The organism is Acinetobacter sp. SK-43 (assembly GCF_015351505.1).
Lineage (GTDB): Bacteria > Pseudomonadota > Gammaproteobacteria > Pseudomonadales > Moraxellaceae > Acinetobacter > Acinetobacter junii.
This window is the reverse complement of sequence record NZ_JADKPY010000066.1, coordinates 1-23,800: the sequence shown is the minus strand read 5'-3', so window position 1 is coordinate 23,800 and position 23,800 is coordinate 1. Positions and strand designations below refer to the sequence as shown.

The 23,800-nt window shown below is 37.9% G+C and carries 20 protein-coding genes, 1 tRNA gene and 3 pseudogenes; 6 read left to right on the top strand and 18 right to left on the bottom strand.

Annotation, left to right across the window (positions count from 1 at the left end):
• Window positions 1-30 precede the first annotated feature (30 nt).
• The 3 genes from dapC to purT are packed head-to-tail and all read right to left on the bottom strand — an operon-like array spanning window position 31 to window position 5,134.
• Entirely contained in the window at window positions 31-1,200 is a 1,170-nt protein-coding gene (gene dapC, locus IRT38_RS12440; RefSeq protein ID WP_194597878.1) for a succinyldiaminopimelate transaminase, read from the bottom strand.
• 25 nt (window positions 1,201-1,225) lie between these two features.
• Window positions 1,226-3,892, bottom strand: a complete 2,667-nt coding sequence (gene glnD / locus IRT38_RS12435; RefSeq protein ID WP_194597877.1) for a [protein-PII] uridylyltransferase — start codon at window positions 3,890-3,892, stop codon at window positions 1,226-1,228.
• Between the two features lie 24 nt (window positions 3,893-3,916).
• Window positions 3,917-5,134, bottom strand: a complete 1,218-nt coding sequence (purT, locus tag IRT38_RS12430) for a formate-dependent phosphoribosylglycinamide formyltransferase (protein WP_194597892.1) — start codon at window positions 5,132-5,134, stop codon at window positions 3,917-3,919.
• 268 nt (window positions 5,135-5,402) lie between these two features.
• Between purT and IRT38_RS12425 the strand changes: the two genes are divergently transcribed.
• On the top strand, window positions 5,403-5,864 hold the full coding sequence (locus IRT38_RS12425; RefSeq protein WP_194597876.1) for a hypothetical protein: 462 nt from the start codon (window positions 5,403-5,405) through the stop codon (window positions 5,862-5,864).
• A gap of 143 nt (window positions 5,865-6,007) precedes the next feature.
• On the opposite strand, the gene IRT38_RS12420 is transcribed toward IRT38_RS12425, so the two are convergent.
• Window positions 6,008-6,712: a Crp/Fnr family transcriptional regulator gene (locus tag IRT38_RS12420; RefSeq protein ID WP_194597875.1), complete on the bottom strand. Its 705-nt coding sequence runs from the start codon at window positions 6,710-6,712 to the stop codon at window positions 6,008-6,010.
• A gap of 106 nt (window positions 6,713-6,818) precedes the next feature.
• On the opposite strand from IRT38_RS12420, the gene IRT38_RS12415 reads away from it, so the two are divergent.
• Complete coding sequence (locus tag IRT38_RS12415; RefSeq protein ID WP_194597874.1) at window positions 6,819-7,352, top strand: DUF962 domain-containing protein; 534 nt, start codon at window positions 6,819-6,821, stop codon at window positions 7,350-7,352.
• Window positions 7,353-7,480: 128 nt separating this feature from the next.
• Complete coding sequence (locus IRT38_RS12410) at window positions 7,481-8,050, top strand: hypothetical protein (protein ID WP_194597873.1); 570 nt, start codon at window positions 7,481-7,483, stop codon at window positions 8,048-8,050.
• Between the two features lie 87 nt (window positions 8,051-8,137).
• Here IRT38_RS12410 and ychF read toward each other — a convergent pair whose 3' ends face one another.
• The 7 genes and pseudogenes from ychF to IRT38_RS12375 all read right to left on the bottom strand — a co-directional run bounded on the left by ychF (window position 8,138) and on the right by IRT38_RS12375 (window position 15,756).
• Window positions 8,138-9,229, bottom strand: coding sequence for a redox-regulated ATPase YchF (ychF, locus tag IRT38_RS12405; RefSeq protein WP_004911821.1), 1,092 nt, complete (start codon window positions 9,227-9,229; stop codon window positions 8,138-8,140).
• A gap of 99 nt (window positions 9,230-9,328) precedes the next feature.
• Window positions 9,329-9,988: a methionine ABC transporter permease gene (locus tag IRT38_RS12400; RefSeq protein WP_194597872.1), complete on the bottom strand. Its 660-nt coding sequence runs from the start codon at window positions 9,986-9,988 to the stop codon at window positions 9,329-9,331.
• Entirely contained in the window at window positions 9,969-11,039 is a 1,071-nt protein-coding gene (locus IRT38_RS12395) for a methionine ABC transporter ATP-binding protein (RefSeq protein WP_194597871.1), read from the bottom strand. Before IRT38_RS12395 ends, IRT38_RS12400 begins: the two co-directional genes overlap by 20 nt.
• 11 nt (window positions 11,040-11,050) lie before the next feature.
• Window positions 11,051-11,869: pseudogene (locus IRT38_RS12390) on the bottom strand (MetQ/NlpA family ABC transporter substrate-binding protein).
• 27 nt (window positions 11,870-11,896) lie between these two features.
• The gene (locus IRT38_RS12385) at window positions 11,897-13,309 is read right to left on the bottom strand and encodes an LLM class flavin-dependent oxidoreductase (protein WP_194597870.1); all 1,413 of its coding nucleotides are present in this window, start codon (window positions 13,307-13,309) and stop codon (window positions 11,897-11,899) included.
• The gene (locus tag IRT38_RS12380; protein ID WP_194597869.1) at window positions 13,309-14,532 is read right to left on the bottom strand and encodes an SfnB family sulfur acquisition oxidoreductase; all 1,224 of its coding nucleotides are present in this window, start codon (window positions 14,530-14,532) and stop codon (window positions 13,309-13,311) included. The genes IRT38_RS12385 and IRT38_RS12380 overlap by 1 nt, the downstream gene beginning before the upstream one ends.
• Window positions 14,533-14,545: 13 nt before the next feature.
• Window positions 14,546-15,756: pseudogene (locus IRT38_RS12375) on the bottom strand (SfnB family sulfur acquisition oxidoreductase).
• Between the two features lie 357 nt (window positions 15,757-16,113).
• On the opposite strand from IRT38_RS12375, the gene IRT38_RS12370 reads away from it, so the two are divergent.
• Together IRT38_RS12370 and IRT38_RS12365 are read left to right on the top strand one after the other, a co-directional pair.
• Window positions 16,114-16,884, top strand: coding sequence for a glutathione S-transferase family protein (locus IRT38_RS12370; RefSeq protein WP_087536195.1), 771 nt, complete (start codon window positions 16,114-16,116; stop codon window positions 16,882-16,884).
• Between the two features lie 456 nt (window positions 16,885-17,340).
• The gene (locus IRT38_RS12365) at window positions 17,341-17,811 is read left to right on the top strand and encodes an Lrp/AsnC family transcriptional regulator (protein WP_004911804.1); all 471 of its coding nucleotides are present in this window, start codon (window positions 17,341-17,343) and stop codon (window positions 17,809-17,811) included.
• A 42-nt stretch (window positions 17,812-17,853) separates the two neighbouring features.
• Here the strand turns inward: IRT38_RS12365 and IRT38_RS12360 are convergent, their stop codons facing one another.
• Both IRT38_RS12360 and IRT38_RS12355 read right to left on the bottom strand, forming a co-directional pair.
• A complete protein-coding gene (locus IRT38_RS12360) occupies window positions 17,854-18,603 on the bottom strand; it encodes a YebC/PmpR family DNA-binding transcriptional regulator (protein WP_004954784.1) in 750 nt (249 codons plus the stop codon).
• Window positions 18,604-18,745: 142 nt separating this feature from the next.
• Window positions 18,746-19,300, bottom strand: coding sequence for a 1-acyl-sn-glycerol-3-phosphate acyltransferase (locus IRT38_RS12355; protein WP_039048249.1), 555 nt, complete (start codon window positions 19,298-19,300; stop codon window positions 18,746-18,748).
• 224 nt (window positions 19,301-19,524) lie between these two features.
• Between IRT38_RS12355 and IRT38_RS12350 the strand changes: the two genes are divergently transcribed.
• Window positions 19,525-20,091 carry a lysozyme gene (locus IRT38_RS12350; protein ID WP_194597891.1) on the top strand — a complete coding sequence of 189 codons (567 nt, stop codon included), beginning with the start codon at window positions 19,525-19,527 and terminating at the stop codon, window positions 20,089-20,091.
• A 76-nt stretch (window positions 20,092-20,167) separates the two neighbouring features.
• Here the strand turns inward: IRT38_RS12350 and IRT38_RS17570 are convergent, their stop codons facing one another.
• The 5 genes and pseudogenes from IRT38_RS17570 to IRT38_RS12330 form a co-directional block, all read right to left on the bottom strand.
• Window positions 20,168-20,401 carry a hypothetical protein gene (locus IRT38_RS17570; protein ID WP_099948791.1) on the bottom strand — a complete coding sequence of 78 codons (234 nt, stop codon included), beginning with the start codon at window positions 20,399-20,401 and terminating at the stop codon, window positions 20,168-20,170.
• Between the two features lie 270 nt (window positions 20,402-20,671).
• On the bottom strand, window positions 20,672-20,893 hold the full coding sequence (locus tag IRT38_RS12345) for a cold-shock protein (RefSeq protein WP_004911781.1): 222 nt from the start codon (window positions 20,891-20,893) through the stop codon (window positions 20,672-20,674).
• A 270-nt stretch (window positions 20,894-21,163) separates the two neighbouring features.
• Window positions 21,164-21,240: transfer RNA gene (locus IRT38_RS12340), tRNA-Met, on the bottom strand.
• A 117-nt stretch (window positions 21,241-21,357) separates the two neighbouring features.
• Window positions 21,358-22,287 carry a lauroyl acyltransferase gene (locus IRT38_RS12335; RefSeq protein WP_194597868.1) on the bottom strand — a complete coding sequence of 310 codons (930 nt, stop codon included), beginning with the start codon at window positions 22,285-22,287 and terminating at the stop codon, window positions 21,358-21,360.
• Window positions 22,288-22,437: 150 nt separating this feature from the next.
• Window positions 22,438-23,600 (bottom strand): annotated as a pseudogene (locus tag IRT38_RS12330) (catalase family protein).
• Window positions 23,601-23,800: the final 200 nt, after the last annotated feature.

The window sequence follows — 23,800 nt, the reverse complement described above, 5'->3', positions numbered from 1 at the left end:
AATCACTTACAGATTCCGAACTCATTGTATTTAAAGAATTGCTTTTAAGCGTTTAACCACTTGTTCACATTGAGCGAGATCAGCAACTAAAGCCATGCGCACGTGACCTTCGCCTGGATTACCTTGTTCAGTATCACGAGATAAATAGCGACCTGGAAGAACTTTGATATGTGCTTTTTCCATTAACATTTGAGCAAAAGTTTCATCATTGTCAACTTTTAACCAATAGTAGAATCCAGCATCTGGCTTTTGTAGTGGTAATAAATGACCAAGTTCACTTTGGAATAATTCAAATTTCGCACGATATTGTTGGCGGTTTTCTTCCACATGTGCTTCATCATTCCATGCTGAAATAGATGCAAGCTGATGTTGAACAGGCATTGCTGCGCCATGATAGGTACGATACTGTAAATAAGGTTTTAATAATGCTGCGTCGCCTGCAACGAAACCAGAACGCATACCCGGAAGGTTTGAACGTTTTGAAAGTGAATGAAATACGATGCAATTCTTATAGTCATCACGTCCAATTTCAGCGCAGACTTCTAAAAGGCCAATTGGTGCTTGGTCAAACCAAAGTTCTGAATAACATTCATCAGAAGCAATAACAAAACCATATTGATCAGACAGTGCGATTAGCTTCTTAAATTGTTCTTTTGAGAGTACGGTTCCAGTTGGATTTCCTGGTGTACATACAAACAATAAAGCTGTTTTTTCCCAAACTTCTGCAGGTACAGCATCAAAATCGCCTAAATAACCATTTTCTTCTGTACAGTTAATGAAATATGGTTTTGCACCAGCAAGTAACGCAGCACCCTCATAAATCTGATAAAAAGGGTTTGGCATCACAATATAAGGTGCATCTTCTCTTTTAATCAAAGCTTGTACAAAAGAAAAGATTCCTTCACGTGTGCCAGAAACAGGCAAAATATGTTCTTCTGCACTGATTTGATTCAGTGAAAAGCGATTTGTAAGCCATTGTGCAATACTTTGGCGCAGCTCAGGTAAGCCCTTACTGTTTGGGTAGGTTGATAAATGTGCAAAGTTATCAATAATTGCTTGTTTAACGAACTCAGGTGCAGGATGTTTCGGTTCACCAATAGATAATGGAATCAAAGGTAAATTGGCTGGTTGCACATTTTTAAAAAGTTGATTTAACTTTTCAAAAGGATACGGATGCAATAAAGACAAGCTAGAGTTCATTTAAACAGTTACCGAACAATAAAAATTAAGAGGGTGGATTACAAATTTGGTTTGATGCTTCATCAAGAGCCGCTTTCAGTGTCTCAGCAAAGAGTTTGACCTCTTCATCAGTTAACAACACACCATTTTTTTTGGTTACAAAGAAAATATCTTCAGCACGTTCACCTAGGGTAGCAATCCTCGCTGAGTGGATATCCAAACCTTGTAACATGAAGAGAGCGCCAATACGTGCAAGTAAACCGGGTTGGTCAAGTGTCGATATTTCAACCATATGTTGTTGTAAAGCAGGGTTTAGAGCGATATCGACAGTGTTCTGAACATCGAAATGACGCAAATGTCTTGGTATACGACGTTGCATGATACCAGGGTATTGGTCAGGATGGCTGAGTGCTTCAACCAATGCCAATTTCACTTTTCGTTCCCGTTCTGGGTCAGTCAGTAAGGTACCAAAACGATCTAAGACTAAATATGTGTCTAAACTAAAAGCAGTACTTGCCGTAATAATTCGGGCGTCTTGAACATCAAGGTTCATACGATCTAGTACGGCTACTGTTGTGGCAAATAGGTTTGGTTGATCACGGGTATAAATAAAAATTTGTACTGCATCTTGTGCAGCATTGCGGTGAGCACGTAACAATACCAACGGAGCAGGGTTATCGCCGTGCTGTAATATAGCTTGAGTATGCCAAGCGATTTCATTTGCAGATTCTTTTACAAAGTATTCATCACCAAGTTCTTGCCAAACCTTTTCTACTTCAGCGAGTGAAAAATCATTCACTAACAATTCACTTGCAGCGAACTTGGTATCTTCAATCAACATTTGATAATCAACAGGTCGACCTAGACCTGAACGAATCACATCACGTGCATAGGTATACAACTGACGCATTAATGAAGCACGCCATGTATTCCACAATTTTGGATTTGTCGCATTGATATCTGCAACCGTAAGGGTGTATAGATAATCAAGATGCTCCATATCACCAACTTTTTCAGCGAATTCCTTCACTTCATCAGGGTCAGAAATATCTTTTTTCTGAGCAGTGAGTGACATCAGTAAGTGATTGTTGATTAACCATGCAACGAGTTTACATTCACGTTCAGTAAATCCGTGTGTGCGACAGAATTCAATGGCATCCAAAGCACCGAGTTCACTGTGATCACCGCCACGACCCTTGGCAATATCATGGAAGATTGCAGCAAGATAAACGATGTCATGACGTGAAATACGTTGGAACACTGAACTCACGACAGGAAATTCTTTCGCAAATTCAGGCTCTTTAAAACGACTTAGGTTACGCAGCAGTAATAAAGTGTGAGCATCGACTGTATAAATATGGAAAAGATCATATTGCATCAGCCCAGTAATTTGACCGAAAGCTGGGATGTAATTACCTAATACGCCATAACGTTTCATCGCGACCATAGTGTCATATAAATCGGGTGAACGAATAATCGACATAAAGAGTGCTTGATGATCAGGATTATCGCGGAAGCGTTGATCGATTCGTTTAGCTGCGAGCACAAGTAGTCGTAATGTACGCGCACGAATCCCTTTTATTTCAGGACGATTGGCGAGTAAATAGAATAACTCTAATATTGCACTTGGCTCTTCAGAGAAAACTTTGTGGTGCTGTACTGCAAGTTTACTATCTACGATTTTGAAACGTTCATTGATGTCTTCGATTTGACGTTCATAGTCTGGTAAGCGAGGGGTAATCACTGATTCGTTAAAATAAGCTAAAAGCATTTCGTTCAGTGTTGAAACTTGCTGTGCTGTTCGATAGTAACGTTTCATAAATTGTTCAACGCCATAGTTGGCAGGTTGACCTTCTTCACGAACATAGCCGAATTTAGCAGCTATTTCTCTTTGATGATCGAATAAAAGTCTGTTTTCATCACGTTTAGCTAAACGATGTAAATGGCTACGAATTTCCCATAAGAAGCTCTCTGCTTCTTCTAAAACTGCAAGTTCAAATTCTGTAATAAAGCCTAAATGCACAAGATCATAAATACGATTTACACGAAAATGGCGTTTAGCAATCCAACCAATTTGATTGATGTCACGGATACCGCCAGGCGCATTTTTAATATCTGGTTCGAGATTGCTTTCAGTATTATTGTGTTGAGCATAACGCTTAGCTTGCTCTTCCATTTTCGCATCATAGAAGGTTTTATCCGTCCATGTCTGTGCAACAATTCGACGTGGCCATTTTGCTAAATTTTCATTGCCTGTGATCAAGCGTGCTTCAATCAAGGTAGTAGCGACTGTTAAATCATTTGATGCTTGATCAACACAGTTTTGAATCGTGCGTACACTGGTACCTGGTTTAAAATTACCAACATCCCATAAAGAGGAAATGAAAGAAGAAATCAGCTTTTCATGTTCTTCACTGATCTCATCCTCAGACAAGATCATAATATCTGTATCTGAATATGGCAGCATTTCGCGGCGACCATATCCACCTACAGCGAACAAACCTAAATTCGTTTGATCTAAACCTGCATGATTCCATAAAAAAATCAATGCTTCATCAATAGAGTTTGATCGAGCTTTAATAACTTCACGAATAGATTGCCCATTTTCATAACTCTCTTGTAATTGCTTTTCTACATCGGTTCGCCATTGGTTAATAGCTTTAATATCATGATGACTGGTGACATAGTTCAGCAATGGAGATGTATTGATCATGAAAATGGGTCTACTCAATTTAGGTTAAACGTTGGTTTGAACATTCACTTGATCTGCGGCTTGTTTTGCCAGTTCACGAGCCAAGTCTGTATTTTCAGCACGTGCCGTAGCAACACCCATACGGCGGCGTTTGAAACCTTCAGGCTTACCAAACAAACGCAAGTCAGTGTTCGGGTTTGCTAAAGCAAAATTCAAGCCAGAAAAGCTAAGATTTTTTGCATCAACACCCGCATAAATCACTGCACTTGCAGCAACACTATGGCGTTCAGTATTGACTGGTAATCCTAGAATCGCACGTGCATGAAGTTCAAATTCACTTTGGAACTGAGAAGCGAGGGTAACTAATCCAGTATCATGAGGACGAGGTGATACCTCACTGAACCAAACTTTATCGCCTTTAATAAATAACTCTACACCGAAAATACCACAACCACCCAAAGCAGTCGTAACTTTATTAGCAATTCGTTTTGCTTCTTGTAAAGCTGCAGCAGTCATTGCTTGTGGTTGCCAGCTTTCTACGTAATCACCAGCATCTTGGCGATGCCCAATTGGATCACAGTAATGTGTTTCAATCTCACCAGTTTGAGGGTTTTTCGCACGAACTGTAAGTAGGGTGATTTCGAAATCAAAATCTATTTGTGACTCAATGATCACCGTGCCTTGATTAACTCGACCACCTTGCATTGCATAATCCCAAGCTGCATCAACTTCCTCAAAGTTTTTTACTCGAGATTGACCTTTGCCAGAAGATGACATAACAGGTTTTACAAAGTTTGGATAACCAATATCATCGCATGCAGCACGGAAGCTTTCCAAAGTACTCGCGAAACGATATGCAGAAGTTGGTAAACCAAGTTCTTCAGCAGCTAAACGGCGAATACCTTCACGATTCATCGTAAGGTTTACAGCTTTTGCTGATGGGATCACCGTTGCCGTTTGAGACTGTTCGATTTCGACGAGAACTTCAGTCGCAATTGCTTCAATTTCTGGAACGATTAGATTAGGTTTGATTGTTTCAATCAGTTGTTTTAATTCGGTAGGATCAGCCATATTCAAAGTATATGAATAATGAGCAACTTGCATAGCAGGTGCATCGTCGTAACGATCAGCAGCATGAACTTCGACACCTAAACGTTGTAAAGATATAACAACTTCTTTACCTAGCTCTCCAGAACCTAACAGTAAAACCTTAAATGCAGAAGATTGAAGTGGAGTTCCAAGAGTGACGCTCATGCGCATAATCCTATCCTGAGTAATTTGTGTTTAAGCATAGCAGAACTTTTTGTTGAATTAAGCTCGCGAGGAACAAAAATACTAGGTTTTTGTTAGACAAATAATGGCTTTAAGTTTCTTTATCCAAGATGGAAAGACAACTATTTATATAAATTAAATGATTTTATTGTGTCTAAAACGATTAATGTCATAGCTGCATGATAATGTGTCAACAGCCGTTGAGAATTATGACTAAATTGACTAGCATAAAGACCAAATTTTTCATCGGCGAATTGATATGTTAAATGCAAGAGTTCATCTTTTAGCAGCACTGATGATTTGTCCTTTTTTAGCTGCATGTGGTAACTCAAACAGTGAAAGCGAGAAAAAGGTTGAAATCAAACCAGCTCCAAAATTAACGAATGACGCTACAACATATGCAAATGCTGCTTGGAAGTTAATTAATGAGATAGATGTACTTGTATATAACAAGCAATTTACTGATATCGAAGAGAAGGTGAGAAAGCCTATCCGTCAGTTGAGTACAGATTGGCGTATTAATGTCAAAATGACTGATTCTGTGACGGAAGGGAAATATGCTTTATGTCGTAAAGCGCTCACAAGCCTAGATAGTTGGGCTAGAGATGTTAAAGACAATGCAAATAACTCAGGTCAGAAGCAATCAGATTATGAGCGCGATAAAGCCCAGTGTAAGGATGCAATTGACAATCCAGCATTAGGTAATACTTCACCGAAGTAAATTTAAATTTGCGCCTAAAGCGAGAATACGATTTTCGCTTTAGGTTTTATGTAGCTTCTATTTTTTTAATTTTTTATTTTCAGGTTCTTAGATTGCTCATTATTAGAAAAATAAATCATGGATATCAAACAAAGAATTTATTTTTAATGATTCAAATTATTCACCGCAGCTAAATGTCTCAACCCATCTAAATTTATAACGATGATTTTTTTAAATCCTAATTGAATGATTCCTTGTTTTTCTAAAGCATTCAATTCTTGATTTACAGTTTGCCTAGAGACTGTCAGCATATTGGCAAGTTGATCTTGTGAGATTTGAATATTTAGATCTTGAATGGATGAGCGGTTACCGTAACCTTCTAATATAAATAACAAGCGTTGAGCAAGACGCTGACTGATCGTTTGAGTTTGAATTGCAATTTGCTCTAAAAAGACATAGCGAAGTTTTTGACTGGTCAGTAGGGCAAAGAAATACCAATAATAGGGATTTTTAGATAAAAACTCGTTCAGATGTTGAGCAGGGATTTGAAGCACAACACTTTTTTTCACTGCAATAGCATCATGAGAGCGTGGTTGTTTGTCTATGAGAGAAATCTCGCCAAACCACATGATTGGTTCAGCGATAGCAGCAATTGCTTCATTACCGTTAACGTCTATGTAACCCAAACTAATTGAGCCATCGAGAACACCATACACACCATCAAATTGATCTTGAGCATTAAACACAGCGGCATTTTTTTCAATTATAAGTTTCTTACCATGATCCAAAATGAACTGCTTGAAAGGCTCTGCAAGATGACTAAACCACGAATTTTGCTGTAAATGGTGAATATGAATGGGATCTAACACTCTATTTCCTTTTAAAAATATAAATCCATTTGTCAGCTACATGACAATTTTATTTGCTGATTTGTAATAGATTAATAACATACAGAAATAATATGAGGAATTAAAAATGACAAATTTGGAGCGTCTACTCAGTCAGTATGCTGCATATCATTTGGATCAGAAAAATATTGTGACCCATTTTGTGGGCATTCCACTGATTGTTTTTTCAATTTTATGCTTAACTGCGCGAGCAGGTGTAGAAATATCTGGTGTTTCAGTCACTTTGGCATCGATACTGATTGTATTGAGTGCGATTTACTATATATCAGTAGATAAGTTATTTGGCATTCTAATGCTGATTATATTCATCGCAGCATATCCACTTGCAGTAAAAATAGCCATATTACCGATGTGGAGCTGGTTAGGAGCGAGTATCGGTATTTTTGTAGTAGGTTGGGTATTTCAATTTGTAGGGCATTATTTTGAGAAGAAAAAACCTGCATTTGTTGATGATTTGATTGGTTTAGCAATAGGACCTCTATTTGTATTAGCAGAGTTCGTTTTTCTACTTGGATTCCGTAAGCAATTACATCAACGTATTTTAAAAGAAGCACAAATGAAACGTGCAGAAATGGATATGAAACCGCAAACAGCGTCTTAATTGATCTATTGCAAGTTAAAAAGCCAAGCTCATAACGACTTGGCTTTTTCATTTACTGATTCTAAAAGCTTGATCTAATTGCTAAGCTTATTTTCGGTTTAGGTTGATGATTTATTATTAAAGAGCAAATGACAGGAATTTATGAATATTGGTCCTTACCTGAAAAATTAGAAATTAAATGTCCATGTTGTGTCGGTAAAGCTAATTTCGAATTTGCCAGAATAGCCAAGATAACACTCAAGAAAGATGTCGAGTATTTCCAACAACATGCTGATTTTGAATATGAGCGCTTTCAGGATAGTTGCGGATCTTATTGGCATGCTGCATTTTATTATCCAAATTTATCAATTCCGATTGAACAAATTCAAGACTTACCTAAAGGCTATGATGCAAAAGTTTGGCATGCACGTTATTCCAGACTAAGTCATGGAGGAGTCGTTTGCGAATCATGTAATTGTCAACAAAAGCATCATTTAAACTGGCCGAATGATGCTTATTACACTGTGATGTATAAACAGCAAGTTTTATGGGCGTTTCATCGTGAGGCTGCTTTGGATCTGTATCATTATCTAAATGAAAACCTAAGAGACCACAAAAATTATCGACATTCTTTCTTTTTATTACATATCCCAACTATCTTTAAGCAGAAAAAAGCGAGATTGCATGTCACGCAACAATTGAAAAAGTTATTGTTATAAGTTGTTTTTTAAATTTAAGTGGTAATTAAAAAATAAAAAAAACCGCCAATCAGGTCAAATTGGCGGTTTGGAAATCAAAACTTTGATTTATACGTTGAAACGGAAGTGAAGGACATCACCGTCTTGAACGACATAAGTTTTACCTTCTAGACGCCATTTTCCTGCTTCTTTCGCGCCGTTTTCACCGTTGTATTGAATAAAGTCATCGTAAGAAATACATTCTGCACGAATAAAACCTTTTTCAAAATCAGTGTGAATCACACCAGCAGCTTGTGGCGCAGTCGCACCCACTTTAACTGTCCAAGCACGAACTTCTTGTACGCCTGCAGTAAAGTATGTTTGTAAGCCAAGTAAGCTATAGCCTGCACGAATCACTACGTTTAGACCTGGCTCTTCCATACCCATTGCTTCTAAGAATTCAGCACGGTCTTCATCTTCAAGTAATGAAATTTCGGCTTCGATCTGATTGCAAAGTGGTACAACAATCGCATTTTCTTCAGCAGCAAGTTTTTTAACTGCGTCAAGATGTGGATTGTTTTCAAAACCATCTTCTGCAACGTTGGCAATATACATGGTTGGTTTAAGTGTCATTAAACCAAAACCACGAACAGCTTTACGCTCATCATCTGATAGGTCAGCGGCACGAGCTGGTTTGCCTTCATCGAGTAAAGGTTGGATTTTTTCTAATGCTGCTTTAGTGGCAATTGCATCTTTGTCACCGCCTTTAGCTGCTTTAGTTAAGCGTAGTAATGCTTTTGCAACAGTATCAAGGTCAGCAAGTGCAAGTTCAGTGTTAATAGTTGCGATGTCATCTAATGGGTCAATTTTACCATTTACATGAATCACGTTTTCATCTTCAAAACAACGCACTACGTGTGCAATTGCATCTGTTTCACGGATATTGGCAAGGAATTGGTTACCCAAACCTTCACCTTTTGAAGCACCAGCAACCAAACCTGCGATATCAACGAATTCCATCGTAGTTGGAATAACACGTTGTGGTTTAACAATTGCTGTAAGTTTGTCTAAACGTGGATCTGGAACAGGAACAATGCCTGTGTTTGGTTCAATGGTACAGAACGGAAAGTTTTCAGCTGCAATCGCTGCCTTTGTTAATGCATTGAACAATGTAGATTTACCTACGTTTGGCAGACCAACAATACCGCAATTAAAACCCATGAAACCACTCACAAATGTGTTATTTAAAAATTGTTGCTGATTTTACATGAAAGCCATGACAAAGTCAGGTCATGGCGAGTGTGGATTTTTATTTCAAGCTTAAACTTTTCGTTTATCGAGTTGTTTGGCAATATTATCACCTGTCGTTTGTACCAACATGACCAAAAAAATTAGGACCAAAATCACCGCCAGCATGACTTGCATATCAAAACGCTGATAGCCATAACGATAGGCAATATCACCGAGCCCACCTGCACCAATCGCACCTGCAATGGCAGAAGAGCTGATCATAGTGACAATAGTCACGGTAAAACCTGCAACAATTCCCGGCAAAGCTTCAGGAAGCAATACATGCCAAAGAATCTGCTTACGGTTACAGCCCATTGCTTGTGCTGCTTCAATCAACCCTTGATCGACTTCACGTAGACTGACCTCAGCAATACGGGCGAAGAACGGAATTGCGGCAATGGTTAGGGGGACAATCGCAGCCAAGACGCCGTAACTGGTGCCAACGATCCAGCGGGTAAATGGAATCAAAGCCACCATTAAAATCAGGAAGGGCACGGATCGAGTGATGTTAATGATCCAGCCTAATGATTGATTGATTTTCTTGGAAGGGTAAATCCCAAAATCAGCAGTACTCACTAGAATTAAAGCAATCGGCAGCCCAATCAGAAAAGCAAGAATTGCAGAGACACCCACCATGATTAAAGTATCGGTCGTACCTGTCTGTAACAGATCAATGAGTTGATTGTACATAACCGATCACCTCAAGTTGTGTTATTGCAGGATGTTTTGCAAATTGGGCGCTGTTCAGATCAAAGTCGAGATTACGAATCCCGATGATCAATGAGCCGATGGTACGCTGCTGAATGCTATCAATTTGACTGTAGTACACCTGAATGGGAGGATTAAAACCATCCAATAGTTCATATAGATCAGGCACCGATTTCGATTCACTGACATATTTCAATTTTAAAATCTGATGGGTACTCTGAGGCAGAATGGTTTGGCTCAACTCAAAGGGTAAATTCACCTGTTCAAAATTGAGTAATTCCTGTGTGATCTGTTGTTGTGGATTGGAAAATACCGACCAGACTTGCCCGGCTTCAACAATTTCACCCTGATCAATTACGATCACTTGATCGCAAATCTCTTGGATAACTTGCATTTCATGGGTGATCAAGACAATGGTTAAACCGAGGTCTCGGTTGATCTGTTCTAATAAGGACAGAATGTTGGCAGTACTTTCAGGATCAAGTGCTGAGGTGGCTTCATCACAGAGCAGGATTTCAGGCTGAGAAACTAAGGCACGCGCGATCCCAACACGTTGTTTTTGTCCACCAGACAGTTGAGCAGGGTAATCATTTCGCTTTGCCTCTAATCCCACCAGCGTCAGTACCTCACTAACCCGTTGTTCGATCTCAGCCTTGTCATAACCCGCAATACGTAGCGGTAAAGCCACGTTTTCCCACACAGTTTTGGCAGACATTAAATTAAAATGCTGAAAAATCATGCCAATTTTCTGCCGGGTCTTGATCAACTCGGCATGGTTGAGTTCAGCAATATTTTGTTGATGAATCAGGATGCTGCCAGTATCAACCGACTCCAGTCCATTGAGGGTGCGGAGTAGGGATGATTTACCAGCGCCACTTTTCCCGATAATCCCAACAATCTGTGCTTTGGGAATATCAATATTAATGTCTTTTAAAGCATGTAAGCGTTGGCCCTGTACATCATAAAACTTATTTAAACCGCGTATTTTCAGATGCGGGACTGAAAAATCGACCTGTGAACCAAAACTCACCATGATTGTTCTCCTTATTTCCAACCTGGGAACCACAACGTTGGACCGAAATCGCTATCCAAGGCTGCTTTAACTTTTGCTGAGTTTTGATAAATCTCGACAAATTTCTGTAGCTTGTTGTCTTTGTCCTGATAATCATCACGAACCACAAATAAAATCGCATAACGTTTATTGGTGTTGTCATCAAACAATAAGGCACTTTCAGGATCAGCCGTTTTTGCTAAACGTAAGTAATGTGGATAGCCAAAAGCGAGATCAACATCATCAATGGCACGCGCAGTTTGCGGGCCTTCAACTTCGGTAAATTTCAGGTTCTTCGGATTCGCGGTAATGTCCTTCAGTGCAGAAAGGTGATTATTGCTGTCTTTCAGCTCAATCAACTTAGCTTGTTGCAATAGCAATAAAGCACGCCCTTGATTGACAGGATCATTCGGAATCGCAACAGTTGCACCATTCGGAAGTTCATCAAAACTTTGAATACAGTCCAACATGTGAAGCCGCACCCGCAGCAAATGACTTTAATTTAAAGCCAGTTTCTTTAATGGCATTATCCAAAAAGGTTGATGCTGGAAAAAGTTCGCATCAATATCGCCATGATTCAAAGTGATGTTTGGGGTATTCCAGTCTGAAAACTCGACCAATTTGACATTCAAACCTTGTTGTTTGGCTTCATCTGCTGCAACTTGCAGTGGATGAGCAAAAGAAGGACTGATCCCAATCACCAGTCCACTGCTATGGTTCTGTCTTTGTTTATTCCAAATCAATAAGGCAATAATCGCAACGACGACGACGAGGCCAATACCAAGCCATTTTTTTGAGGCTGTTTGAGCCATATATTTCTCCAATTCTTTTCTTAAATGTTAAGCACTAATTTCTTCAATTATTTTTCGCTCATCTGTGTTGTTATTTGGTCTACATCGGAACTGCTTAGCAGGATGGCTTGCAGCTAAATGATCGCCTTGGGCAAACAGTTTGTTCCGCAGTGAACCTGTGGCATATTCAGTTTTATAACGTCCACGTTGCTGTAACTCAGGGATCACCAGTCGAATAAAGTCATGGTGTGATTCAGGTGCAACCGTACGAGTTAGGTTAAAACCATCAATGCCAGTTTGATCGAGCAGCTCAATCAGGTATTCCGCAACTTCAGTACCACTACCGACAATGAGTGGATAACGTCCACCCAGAATATGTTGTGCTTTTAAGTCATTCTTGCTGATGCGCTGTTCTTTAAACTTTTCATTGACAGAAGCAATGCTATTGCTCTTTTGATAAGGAATCGTTTCATCATCTGCAAACTTGGCAAGATCAATTCCGACTGAACTGGCATAATGTGCTAGACCTGCTTCAGGGCTGGCATATTGACGGTATTCAGTCAGTTTTTGCTGGGCAAGTTCATGTGTTTCAGCCACAACTACGGTAATGCCGACAAATATTTTAATCGCACTTGCATTACGACCTTGTTGTTGTGCTTGTAGTCGTATTTTATTGACCTGTTGACGAATCTTTTCTGGTTGATCACCACCAATAAAAATACATTCAGCATGGCGCGTGGCAAACTGTAGTCCTTTCGGGGATGCACCAGCTTGGAATAAAGTTGGAGTACGTTGCACCGAAGGTGCAACCTGAAATACACCTTGGCTTTGGTAATATTGACCTTGATGATTGATCGAGTGGACTTTATTGGGATCAGTAAAAACGCGCTGTTGCTTATCTTTTTTTAAGGCATCATTTTCCCAAGAACCTTCCCAATATTTATAACAAAGCTGTAAAAATTCCTCGGCCTGATCATAACGCGCATCATGATCTTTCAAGCCTTTTTGCCCAATCAAACGTTCGGCACTATCCAAATAGCCAGTGACAATATTCCACCCGAGACGACCTTGGGTTAAATGATCAAGACTGGCAAAGCGCCGTGCAAATTGGTAGGGCTGTTCATAGCTTAGATTGACCGTGACACCAAAACCCAAATTCTGCGTGACCAAAGCCATTGCCGAAATCAGGGTGGAAGGATCATGACTTGGTAGTTGAATTGATTCTTTTAAAGTCAGCTCAATCCCATTTTGATAAACATCATAAACACCTGTAATATCTGCAAGGAATAAGCCATCAAACAAACCTTGTTCTAAAGTTTGTGCCAATTCAGTCCAATAACTCAGTTCATTAAAGCGATGTGATTGATCACGCGGATGCGTCCATAAACCATGATTGATATGACCGACACAGTTCATATCAAAGGCATTTAACAAGATTTTTTTAGCAGTCGTTTGACTCATTACAAAGTCCCCCGACGTGGAGGCAGAATGCCATTCAACACATAATTACCGATGAAGTAATATTTCCAGCGTGCAGCATCATGCAAGGTGTGTACACGTGCATTACGCCAATGACGATCAAGACCATCAGCACGTTGACTGCCACGACTACCTGCTAATTCAATCAGTTTCGATGATGCCTTTAATGCAGTTTCAGTACTATGCGCACGTACTTTTGCCACATCAATTGAGGCTTTGGCTAAGGTCTCCGCATTCAAATCTTGTTTGGCAATATCTACAGAGCGAGCTGCTTGTTTTAGTAAAAGTTCGCTGGCTTTGACATCGGTTGCCACACGACCCAGCTCAGATAGGGTTAGGGGGTCTTGAGTGGCGGAATCAATATTGGCATCAATCCAAGGGCGGGCAACACGTACACGTTCTAGGGTTTCTTCAAAAGCAGCACGCGCAATCCCGACTTCAATCGCGGCATGCATGATTTGAGCAAATGGTCCTACCAAAGATAGCTGCTTAAAGGCGGTATCAAAAGGAATCACATCCTCTTTGGCAACAAAGACCTGATGAAATTTGACTGTACCGCTGCCAGTAGTCCGTTGCCCAAAGCCAGACCAGTCATCAATCAGTTCTAATCCTTGACTGTCTCTTTGTACAAAAGCCAAAAATTCGCGTCCAGATTCATTCACCACTAAGGTTGGAATACGATGGGCGAATAGGCTACCAGTGCAATAGAATTTTTCCCCTTGGATCAGATAACCGTTTTCGCTTGGAATCAATGTGGTTTGCTTATGTGCAGAGGTACGTGTTTTAAATTCAGCCAGTGCATTACCAAAACGCGCACCTTGTAACACTTCTTGATAGAGGCGTTTCTTTTGCGCTTCTGTACCAGTATTGCGCAATACTTCCAATGCATAAAAATGGTTTTGTGGAATCTGTCCGATTGAACCATCCGCACCACTAAACAGCGCAATCACTTTAGCTACTGTTAGGCTGAAAACTTCTGCACCACCGTACTGCTTAGGTACCGTAATTGCCCATAAACCTGACTGACTATAGGCTTCGATTTCAGTAAACGGCAAGTTTCGATTGGCATCGCGTTCCACCGCATTTTGTTTAAACTGTTGACTGAGTTGAGTCGCAATTTCTAGGGCTTCTGCATCGTTTTGAATAATACGCGCTGCTTTAATATGGGTTTTGGCAAAACCTTCTAATTCTTGATATGAGGTCATGATGATTTACTCCTTAAATCCAAGCATGGCGGGCAGGGTGAGTACCATTCAGGTAATAGTCACCAATCACATGGAATTTCCAACGCACAGGATCGTGTAAGGTATGTACGCGAGCATTGCGCCAATGCTGATCAAGATTATGTTGGCTTAGGCTGGCACGACTACCACCAAATTCGAGTAATTTTTCTGAGATATGCAGGGCAGCATCATTGGCATAGATCTTTGCTTCTGCTACAAAATAGAAGCGCGTGCGGCTTGCTCGCTAGAAATCTCAGTAAGTTGATCAAGTTCATCTAGAAATTCTGCTGCCTCATCTAGTAATAAAATGGCAGCATCGAGCAGGATATTCAGTTTGCCAACTTCTTGTAAGGTGTAATGTTCTTCACTGGCTTTTTCTACACCTGCATCAATAATGGGACGTGCTTTACGAATGCTGGATAAAGTGTCATCAAAAGCTGCTTCGGCGATGCCAACATCAATGGCAACTTGTAGAAGCTGAGAATACGCACCGCGAACATTTGGAGTATCAGCAATAATGCGTTCATCAAAGAATAATGCGGGATCAGCGATGACGTTGTGGAGTTTTACTGTTCCGCTGGCTGTGGTGCGTTGACCAAAGCCATTCCAGTCATTAATCACTTCAACACCAGCAGCATATCGATCAACGATCGCCAATACGGTATAACCTTCAGGATGTAGTGCGCGGATCGCTAACCAATCTGCAAAGCTGGTTCCAGTCGAGTAAAACTTTTCTCCATTTAAAAAGTATTGACCATTTTCCAAGCTTAAAGTGGTTTGAATGGGTTTGGTATCTTTGGAGTTTTTTTCAGGTCCACCATTTGCAATGCGTTTACCTGCCAGAATTTCAGTGTAGATAAACTGTTTTTGTGCATATGAACCCGTGATACTAATAAAATTTAAAAGACCGAATTGGTTTTGTGGAATTTGCCCAACATTGGCGTCTGCTTTACTCAAAATACGAAACACATGGGCCAAAGTTTCATTGGAGACAAAAGCACCACCATATTGTTTTGGAATACGGATACCGCCTAAACCCTTTTGACTAAACTGATTGATTTGTTCCGTTGGCAAAATACGATTTTGGTCTCGTTTATTTCGTTCTTCTAATGCAAAGTCAGCAACTTGATAGGCAGCATTAATGGCCTGCTGATCATTTAAAATCAGTTGTACTGGAGCTTGGATCACTGATTGATTACTGGACATGTAAACACCTCTAATAGATAAGAGGAACTTTACAAAAATTTTACTTTTCCACTAAACCATCAGTTTTGTCTTGTATATCACAATAATTGTTAAGCATTTTTTATGAGAAAAATGAAATAAAAAGTGATATTTAAATTTTAGTGAAAACAATTGTTTATCACTTTTAATGTAAACCTAAAGCTACAAAAACAGTTTTTTTATGACTAAATAGAATAACTTCATCTAAAAAATGTATAGCAAGCTTTAGCCGAAATTAAAAAAGATAGAGCGAAAACGACATTGTAATCATTCATTTTTACTTCTAAAGTAGAGCAAACCTTAGGTTTGATCGAGTAGAAAAATAAATTTGGAGAGTTTATGCGGGTTTTATACCAATTTCCTTTGTCTCATTATTGTGAAAAAGCTCGCTGGTTGTTAGATCATAAGGAATTGGACTATGTGGCACATAATTTAATTCCTGGTTTTCACCGAGCATTTACCTATCTCAAATCTGGGCAATATCTATTGCCGATGTTGAAAGATGATAAACGCTGGGTTGCTGATTCAACACAAATCGCTTTATATCTTGATAGTACTTATCCTGAACATGCATTATTGAGACGTGATGAACAGTTACGTGAGCAAGCTTTAGAAATTGATAAATTATCGGGTGAGCTGGGTGTGCATGTCCGACGTTGGTCATTGGCGCAAGCGTTATCTGTTGGCGATCATCCACTCGAAATTATGATGGGTGAGCAAGGCTATTTACGCCAGTTTGAAAAAATTTCTAAACCAATTTTAAAGAGTTTAGTTTCTTCAAACTATAAGTTAAATCCTCAGAAAGTCGCAAAATCTAAAGTGAGAATGACTGAGCTGATTACCGACCTCAATCAACGCTTGATTGATAATCAAGGGCGTTATTTGGTTGGCGATCGTCTAGGTTTAGCAGATATAGCAGTTTGTTCAATTCTTGCGCCTTTACTCGTGATTAAAGGTACGCCGTGGGAATTGGAAAATGATGATATTGAACAATTCACGGGTGAATTGAAGGAATATCATGACTATTTATTAGATTTACCGCTTGGACAATATGCACAGCGTATTTATGCGACTGAACGTAATGCACGGGTTGATTGGCGCGGTTTATAAGATTTGTTGGTGAATAAAGCCCTGATTGAAAATAATCGGGGCTTTTTTATGAGAAAGAAAAGAGCAAAATAGTCAATAAAGTAAAAAATTATCGGTGAATAAAATTAATTATTAAAAGAAAATTCGTTTTAAATAGAAAATATTAGAAATTATTGCCAAATTTACTTTAAAAAAACTGAAAAGAGGGAAATAATTATAAAAAGTCTTTGCTATCTTATGTTTCAGGGTGTGATGGGGATCGAAACGAGTTGTTCACTATTGGGAGATGAGTTGAACAGTTGCTCAAAAGGTCTTGTTTCGGCTTTGAGACAAAGATAAACCAAAAGTTTATCGGAATCATGTTTGCGTTATCCATGCAGCATCGTCAAAAGTTAAACGAATGTTTTCCCTTGACCCTTAAAAATTACTGAGTGAGCAGTTCCGATAGAAGCATAAATTCAGAGTGAGAACTGTAGAATGGAATTGGATCGTTTTGATAAACAAATTCTTGAAATTTTGACCCATGAAGATGTCAATCTAAATGAGCTTTCAGAGCGTATTAATCTATCTGTAAGTTCAGTGCATCGCCGTATTAAAAATTTAATTGAATCCCAAGTAATGGGGCAACTTAAACGAGAAATTAACTTTAATAAGCTTGGTTTTAGTCTGCACATTCTTTTGCAAGTGTCGCTTAGTAAGCATGACAGCGAAACTTTTGATAAGTTTTTAGAAGAAATTGAAGATATTCCAGAAGTGACCAATGCATTTCTGGTAACAGGGCAGAGTGCAGATTTTATTTTAGAACTGGTAGCGAGAAATATGGATGACTACAGTGAAATTTTATTACGCCGTATTGGTAAGATCGACAGTGTAGTCGCACTTCATTCGAGTTTTGTGATCAAAGAATATAATGTTTTCAACTGTTATAAGCTTTTAAATAAGCTATAAAAAATGCATCTAAAAAGATGCATTTTTACTCACTTGAATCAGTTAAGCATCGAGTTGAGCTAAAACTTCTTCTGTAAATTCCACGTTTGTATAAACGTTTTGAACATCATCAAGATCTTCAAGCATATCAATCATTTTCATGATCTGTTTAGCTTGATCGATATCGTTGATTTCAGCTTTAGTCGATGGGCTCATGACCACTTCGGCATTGTCAGATTTTAATCCTGCTGCTGTAAGCGCATCTTGAACATCACCAAAACTTTCTGGACTAGTGATAACTAAGATACTGTCTTCATCGATCTCGATGTCATCAGCACCAGCTTCTAAGGCAACTTCCATCACTTTGTCTTCTAATGAAACATCATCAAAAGAAATTTCGCCGCGCTTAGTGAATAGGTACGCTACTGAACCGTTGGTACCCAAGTTGCCATTGGTTTTACTAAAGCAATGACGAACATCTGGAACAGTACGGTTTAAGTTATCAGTCATGGTTTCAACGATAACTGCAACACCACCAACACCATAACCTTCATAGGTTACTTCTTTTAAATCATCATTATCTTCGCCACCAGCACCACGTTGGATCGCACGGTTGATGGTGTCACGTGTCATATTCACAGAAAGTGCTTTTTCAACAACGGCACGTAAACGAGGGTTACTCGCCGCATCTGGCCCGCCTAAACGTGAAGCTGTTACGATTTCACGGATGTATTTAGTAAAAACTTTACCGCGACTTGCATCTTGTTTAGCTTTACGATGCTTAATATTGGCCCATTTAGAATGACCCGCCATGGAAGTAACTCCAAAAAATTAAAACTCAAAAAAGTGCGTGAATATTAGCATAGCGATAGTTTTGTTGAAAACCACCGCATTAAGCATTCAAAATTTAAATTCCTGATCATGTATTAAAGATTGATCAGAAAGAATGCAAAAATTAGTTAATCTTTACGTCAATATCGTATTCAGCATAAAGAGCTTTGATTTGTTCCAAATCTTTTTGTAAATCTGTAGGATAAATTTTTCCTAAAATCCCACCTTGTTTTGTACGTGCATTGGCATACATCAAAATAATAGGTACGTTGGCTGCTTTAGCAATATGCCAAAATCCTGTACGAATTGGTTTGCGATCTTCACCATTTTTTGCGCGTGTTGCCTCTGGAGCTATGACTAAATTAAAGCGCTCATTACGCTTAAATAAGTCGACCATTTGCGTCACTATGTCTTTATTTGCTTTACGATCAACAGGAATGCCACCTAGCTTTTCTAAAATAGGTTTAAGAGGACCTTTGAAGAGTTCCTTTTTAATCAATGTATGAACTTTAAGTTCTAAGATTTCAAACAAAGCGAGTGAAAGAATAGTGTCTAGATTTGATGTATGTTCAAATCCAATAATTACTTGTTTCTGTTCCAAAATTGCGGGATCAACTTGATATGTCCAGCCTGCTGCCTTAAAGATTGATTTTCCAATAATTTTTTTCATAGCAGTCATTCATCGTTCAAAAGAATCACAGCAGTTTAATATGACTTATTGTGAAAATATATATATCCTTAACAACCACAACTTCATGATTTCGGCAAATTGAATATTTTTCAAGGAATAGCAAATAATTCTGATCTGTTGATTCAGTGATATGTAAGCTTGTTACCATAACAAACTCGTAATCACAGCATGAATATGCTGAACTCACTTAATTTAGATTCGAGAAAAACTTGGTGAAAAGATTTAAGAAGTGGCTAAAACAAATGATCAATCAATACCAAGTGAGTTCTAGATCAGAGACATCGAACTCTAATATAGCAACTGCATATGATGAAACTGAAGTTGAAGCCATAGTGCCTATGCAAATAAGCCATGCTGGAATGCGCTTCATCATGGAGTTTGAAGATCTGAGATTAAAATCTTATGATGATGGAGCGGGTACTTGGACTATTGGATATGGAACAACGATTTATCCAAATGGAGTGAGAGTTAAAAGAGGTGAGACCTGCACTGAAAGTGAAGCAAAAGCTTATTTTCAACATGATTTACTAAGGTTTCAGTGTACAGTAAATCACCTTGTTAATGTTTCATTAAAGCAAAATCAGTTCGATGCCCTTGTATCATTGACTTATAACATTGGTGAAAATGCATTTAGAACATCAACATTATTAAGGTATCTAAATATGGGTAGGTATTCAGCAGCAGCCGAACAATTTGAGGTTTGGAATAAGGCTGGTGGGAATGTGATGCGTGGATTAGTGAGACGTCGACATGCTGAAAAAGAACTATTTCTAAAATAATTATTGGAGTTCTATTCAATAAATGAAGATTGAAACAGTAAATACGTTAAGGGGGACTTTCTAATAACGAATAGAGCTATCGTAACTCTAACTGGTGATCATCTTGAGTTAGCTTAATTTTAATTTTTCTGTACTTACGCTTATTGGGTTCTATAGCAGAATTCTTTAATTCGTCTGAAAATTTCTTTTGATGCATAAGTTCAGTGTAGGTTTTATAACCTAAAATAATTCGACTTGGATATTGCCCATTTCTATTTAAATAGTACTCAATAGATTGGTTTAATTCTTCTAATATACTAATATTGCACATATTTATAAGATAATCTTAGATTCGATCTTATACTAACATAAAAAATAAGCTTTGTAATGTAAATGCAATATTTAAATTCTATGAAAATTTTATTCGAGAGATTTTAATTTTATTTAATGATTTATCTAATAAGAAATAAGCCCACTTCTATAAGTAGGCTTATTGAGCAAATTTAGTAATATTCTAAGACCGTAAGATGAAAAGTTTATGGTATTTTCAGCTATAAGTTTTGATATTTTTGACTGGAATTAACTAAATAAGCAAAGGGAGTTAAGAGTTCAATGCAAGAACAGAAATATTACTTGCTTGTAAACCTTTTTTACCTTGCATTACGTCAAATTTAACGCGTTGACCTTCAAAAAGTGTTTTAAATCCGTTGTTTGCAATTTCGCTGTAGTGAGCGAAAACATCTTGACCATTATCTGACTGAATAAAACCAAAACCTTTAGTTTCATTAAACCATTTAACTGTACCATTCATACCATTTGACATAATAATATCCTTTCTCTTGATGAGAATAAATTTATAAAAGACTGATTTTAAAATAATAAACTTGAAACTAAAATATCAAATAAGCGGGAAGTATTCATGCAAAATGAGAATTTTAATGAGACAAAAATATATTTTCTTATCGTGTATATTCACTATACGCTTTATATGTGAATTAGCAATCTTTATTTTTAGATTAAAAAATGAACTAATATTAATGTTATGAATTACATAAGATTAATACAGAATATTTTTCTAAAAAACTTAAATAATTGGATGCGGGGGTTGGATTTGAACCAACGACCTTCGGGTTATGAGCCCGACGAGCTACCAGACTGCTCCACCCCGCACCAGTGAGTTGACTTTATACGCGGTATAATTGATAAGGTCAAATAAATCTTCAATAAATAATGCTATCTGAAGTATTTTTAACCTTTATTGAAGTTTTAACATGATTTTATCTATAATTAATAGATCTTATCTTGACCTACTAATCGTGTTTTAAAGCGGCGATGGAACCACATATATTGTGTTGGTTGAGTACGAATTTGATTTTCTAATATTAAATTTACACGAGTCGCATCATTAATTTCATCATTTGTAGGAAAATTCTCAAGCTGCTTCTCTAATAAAATATGATACTGAGGATTTTTAATATCTCCAGTTCGATAGAAAAATAAAGGAATCGCTACAGCATTTGCAATTTTAATTAGACGCCTATATGCGGTTAATGTTGCTGCCTGTACACCGAAAAAGGGGGCCATCACACCTTGTTTCAGTCCAAAATCTTGATCGGGACTATACCAGATAGCTCGTCCAGCTTTTAGACTGCTAATTAACCCTTTCATATCATCTTTTGGGATTTGATGTTTATAGCTAGATGCTCTGCATCTTGTAATCATCATATCAAGTAGAGGGTTGTTTTGAGGGCGATAAACTACATCTAGATCAAAGAAGCGACTACTGATAAATCCTCCAGCATCCAGTAGCGTGGTATGACTTCCTAATAGTAATATTCTATGTCCTTTTGCTGAGTTAATGTGTTCGATACCATGGATATGAATTCTATTTTCATACCATTTAGGGCAATACCATGCATTTAATGCTTCAAATACTCCAAGCATGGTATTGAAAAAGACCTCTTGACCATCTTTGTATAATGATTCAGCATCTTTTTCGGGAAAACATATCATTAAGTTTTTAAGTGTAGTTTTTCTTCTTGAATGAAGATATTTCCATGCTAATTTTGCTAAACAATTTGCAACTCTGTGCTGAATAGACCAAGGTAAAATTGCACCGATCATAAGTAGGGATATTGCAATCCAAATACCCCAGTATTTGGGCAGTAAAAAAGCCCACTGAAACTTTCCTGCCTCATAATGTTTGTTGGTTTTCATAGCAGTCTATTTCGTTTAAAAAACTCACCAGCCTAGCATATTTTAGATTTATTTGTTTTAGAGAAATCTTTACTTCTAGAAAAGCATATTCACTATATTCTTAAGTTATTATTTTACATTAGATTAATTTATCTAGAATTGAGGTGTTATTCACGGTTCAATTCTTTGGGTAACGTTCATCTGATGGCGAACAGTACTTATATTTTCGTAAATGATTTTACGCATACGATTGATAGCGCCTAAAGGTTTGTGTTCAGGCAAGGAATGCCAAGGTGTAAATGAAAGATTCTCACAGAATTGATTTTGTTCTGGGGTGTCAAACTCTTGTTTAGGAATGTTTATGATTGCAACAGTATAAAATGGCGCGATTGACTCTTTCCACTCGGTCATTGAATCTTCGACAGACATGTTAGATGACGTTCTTGGTTGAACCATAAATTCCATACAAACATTTTTTTCCTGTAAGGTGCTTCTAAGCGCTGTTCTTAAATAATCAGGGTTTGTTTGTTTAGTTATAAACTCGGAAGTCTGTGTGCATGGTTTAACTGAGTATTTTACTGCTTTTCTATCAGCTCCTGATCCAAGTTGATAGGGAACCATCGACCAATAACGACTATTTATTGGATTAGTTATTTTTGAGTTCGCGGCACTAAAAGCATTTTTTGTACCTTTAAAACCAAGTGTAAAAGGGAGTTTTAGTTTTTTTAAGATACTATCACTGCTGGTTGCATCCACAAATTTAAGATATCGACTTGCATTATCTGCAAAGAAAACAGGATGATTAATCATAATAAAATCTTGAGTCGTGGCATTTTTTTCATTTTCTAGAATTTTATTGCCTGTAACGCCTAAAATTTTAATCGCCATGCCGCGAGCATCTTTTTCATAGTCTGCTTTTGAAGCATCGCTAGATGCATTTGAAAAACGGATCCAAGCATCATAATTTTTATTGGGTATGAAAATGCCATGTGCAAATTTTTCGGCTAAATTTGGTAAAACTTTGAATTCTGCTTTCACACAACCATGGGCTTTAGGATGAGCGTCTCGCAGTGCTAATTTTGTTGCGTATTGTTTGCGAATAGTTTCTTCAATATGTTGAGAAATTTCATAGGCGAGTTTCTCTTCGTTGTCTTGAAGCTTCTCACCTAAAAAATGATCGGGTGTTGGGTATGAGAAATTTGTTTTTTTGGGGAGTTGGACGTATCTACATCATTTAATTTGATAGGAGCTGAGCTACAACCTATGCTAAAAAGTGTTGAAGAAGTAACTAAAATGAATAAAGCATTTCGAGAAGTATTTTTGATTATTTTCATAGTTTTAACTCATTTAGCATTATCAAATTCTAGTGCTTATTCTAAATAAAGTATATTTAAACACGAGTGTTTTTATTATTCATATACAATTGCTTGCACAAATGCCATCGTAAAAGTCTAGGAAATTTCCTACTCTTAAATAGATTATTGTAGATTTTATAGAATAGACTTCTTGCAAAAATCAAAAAACGATGGTAATC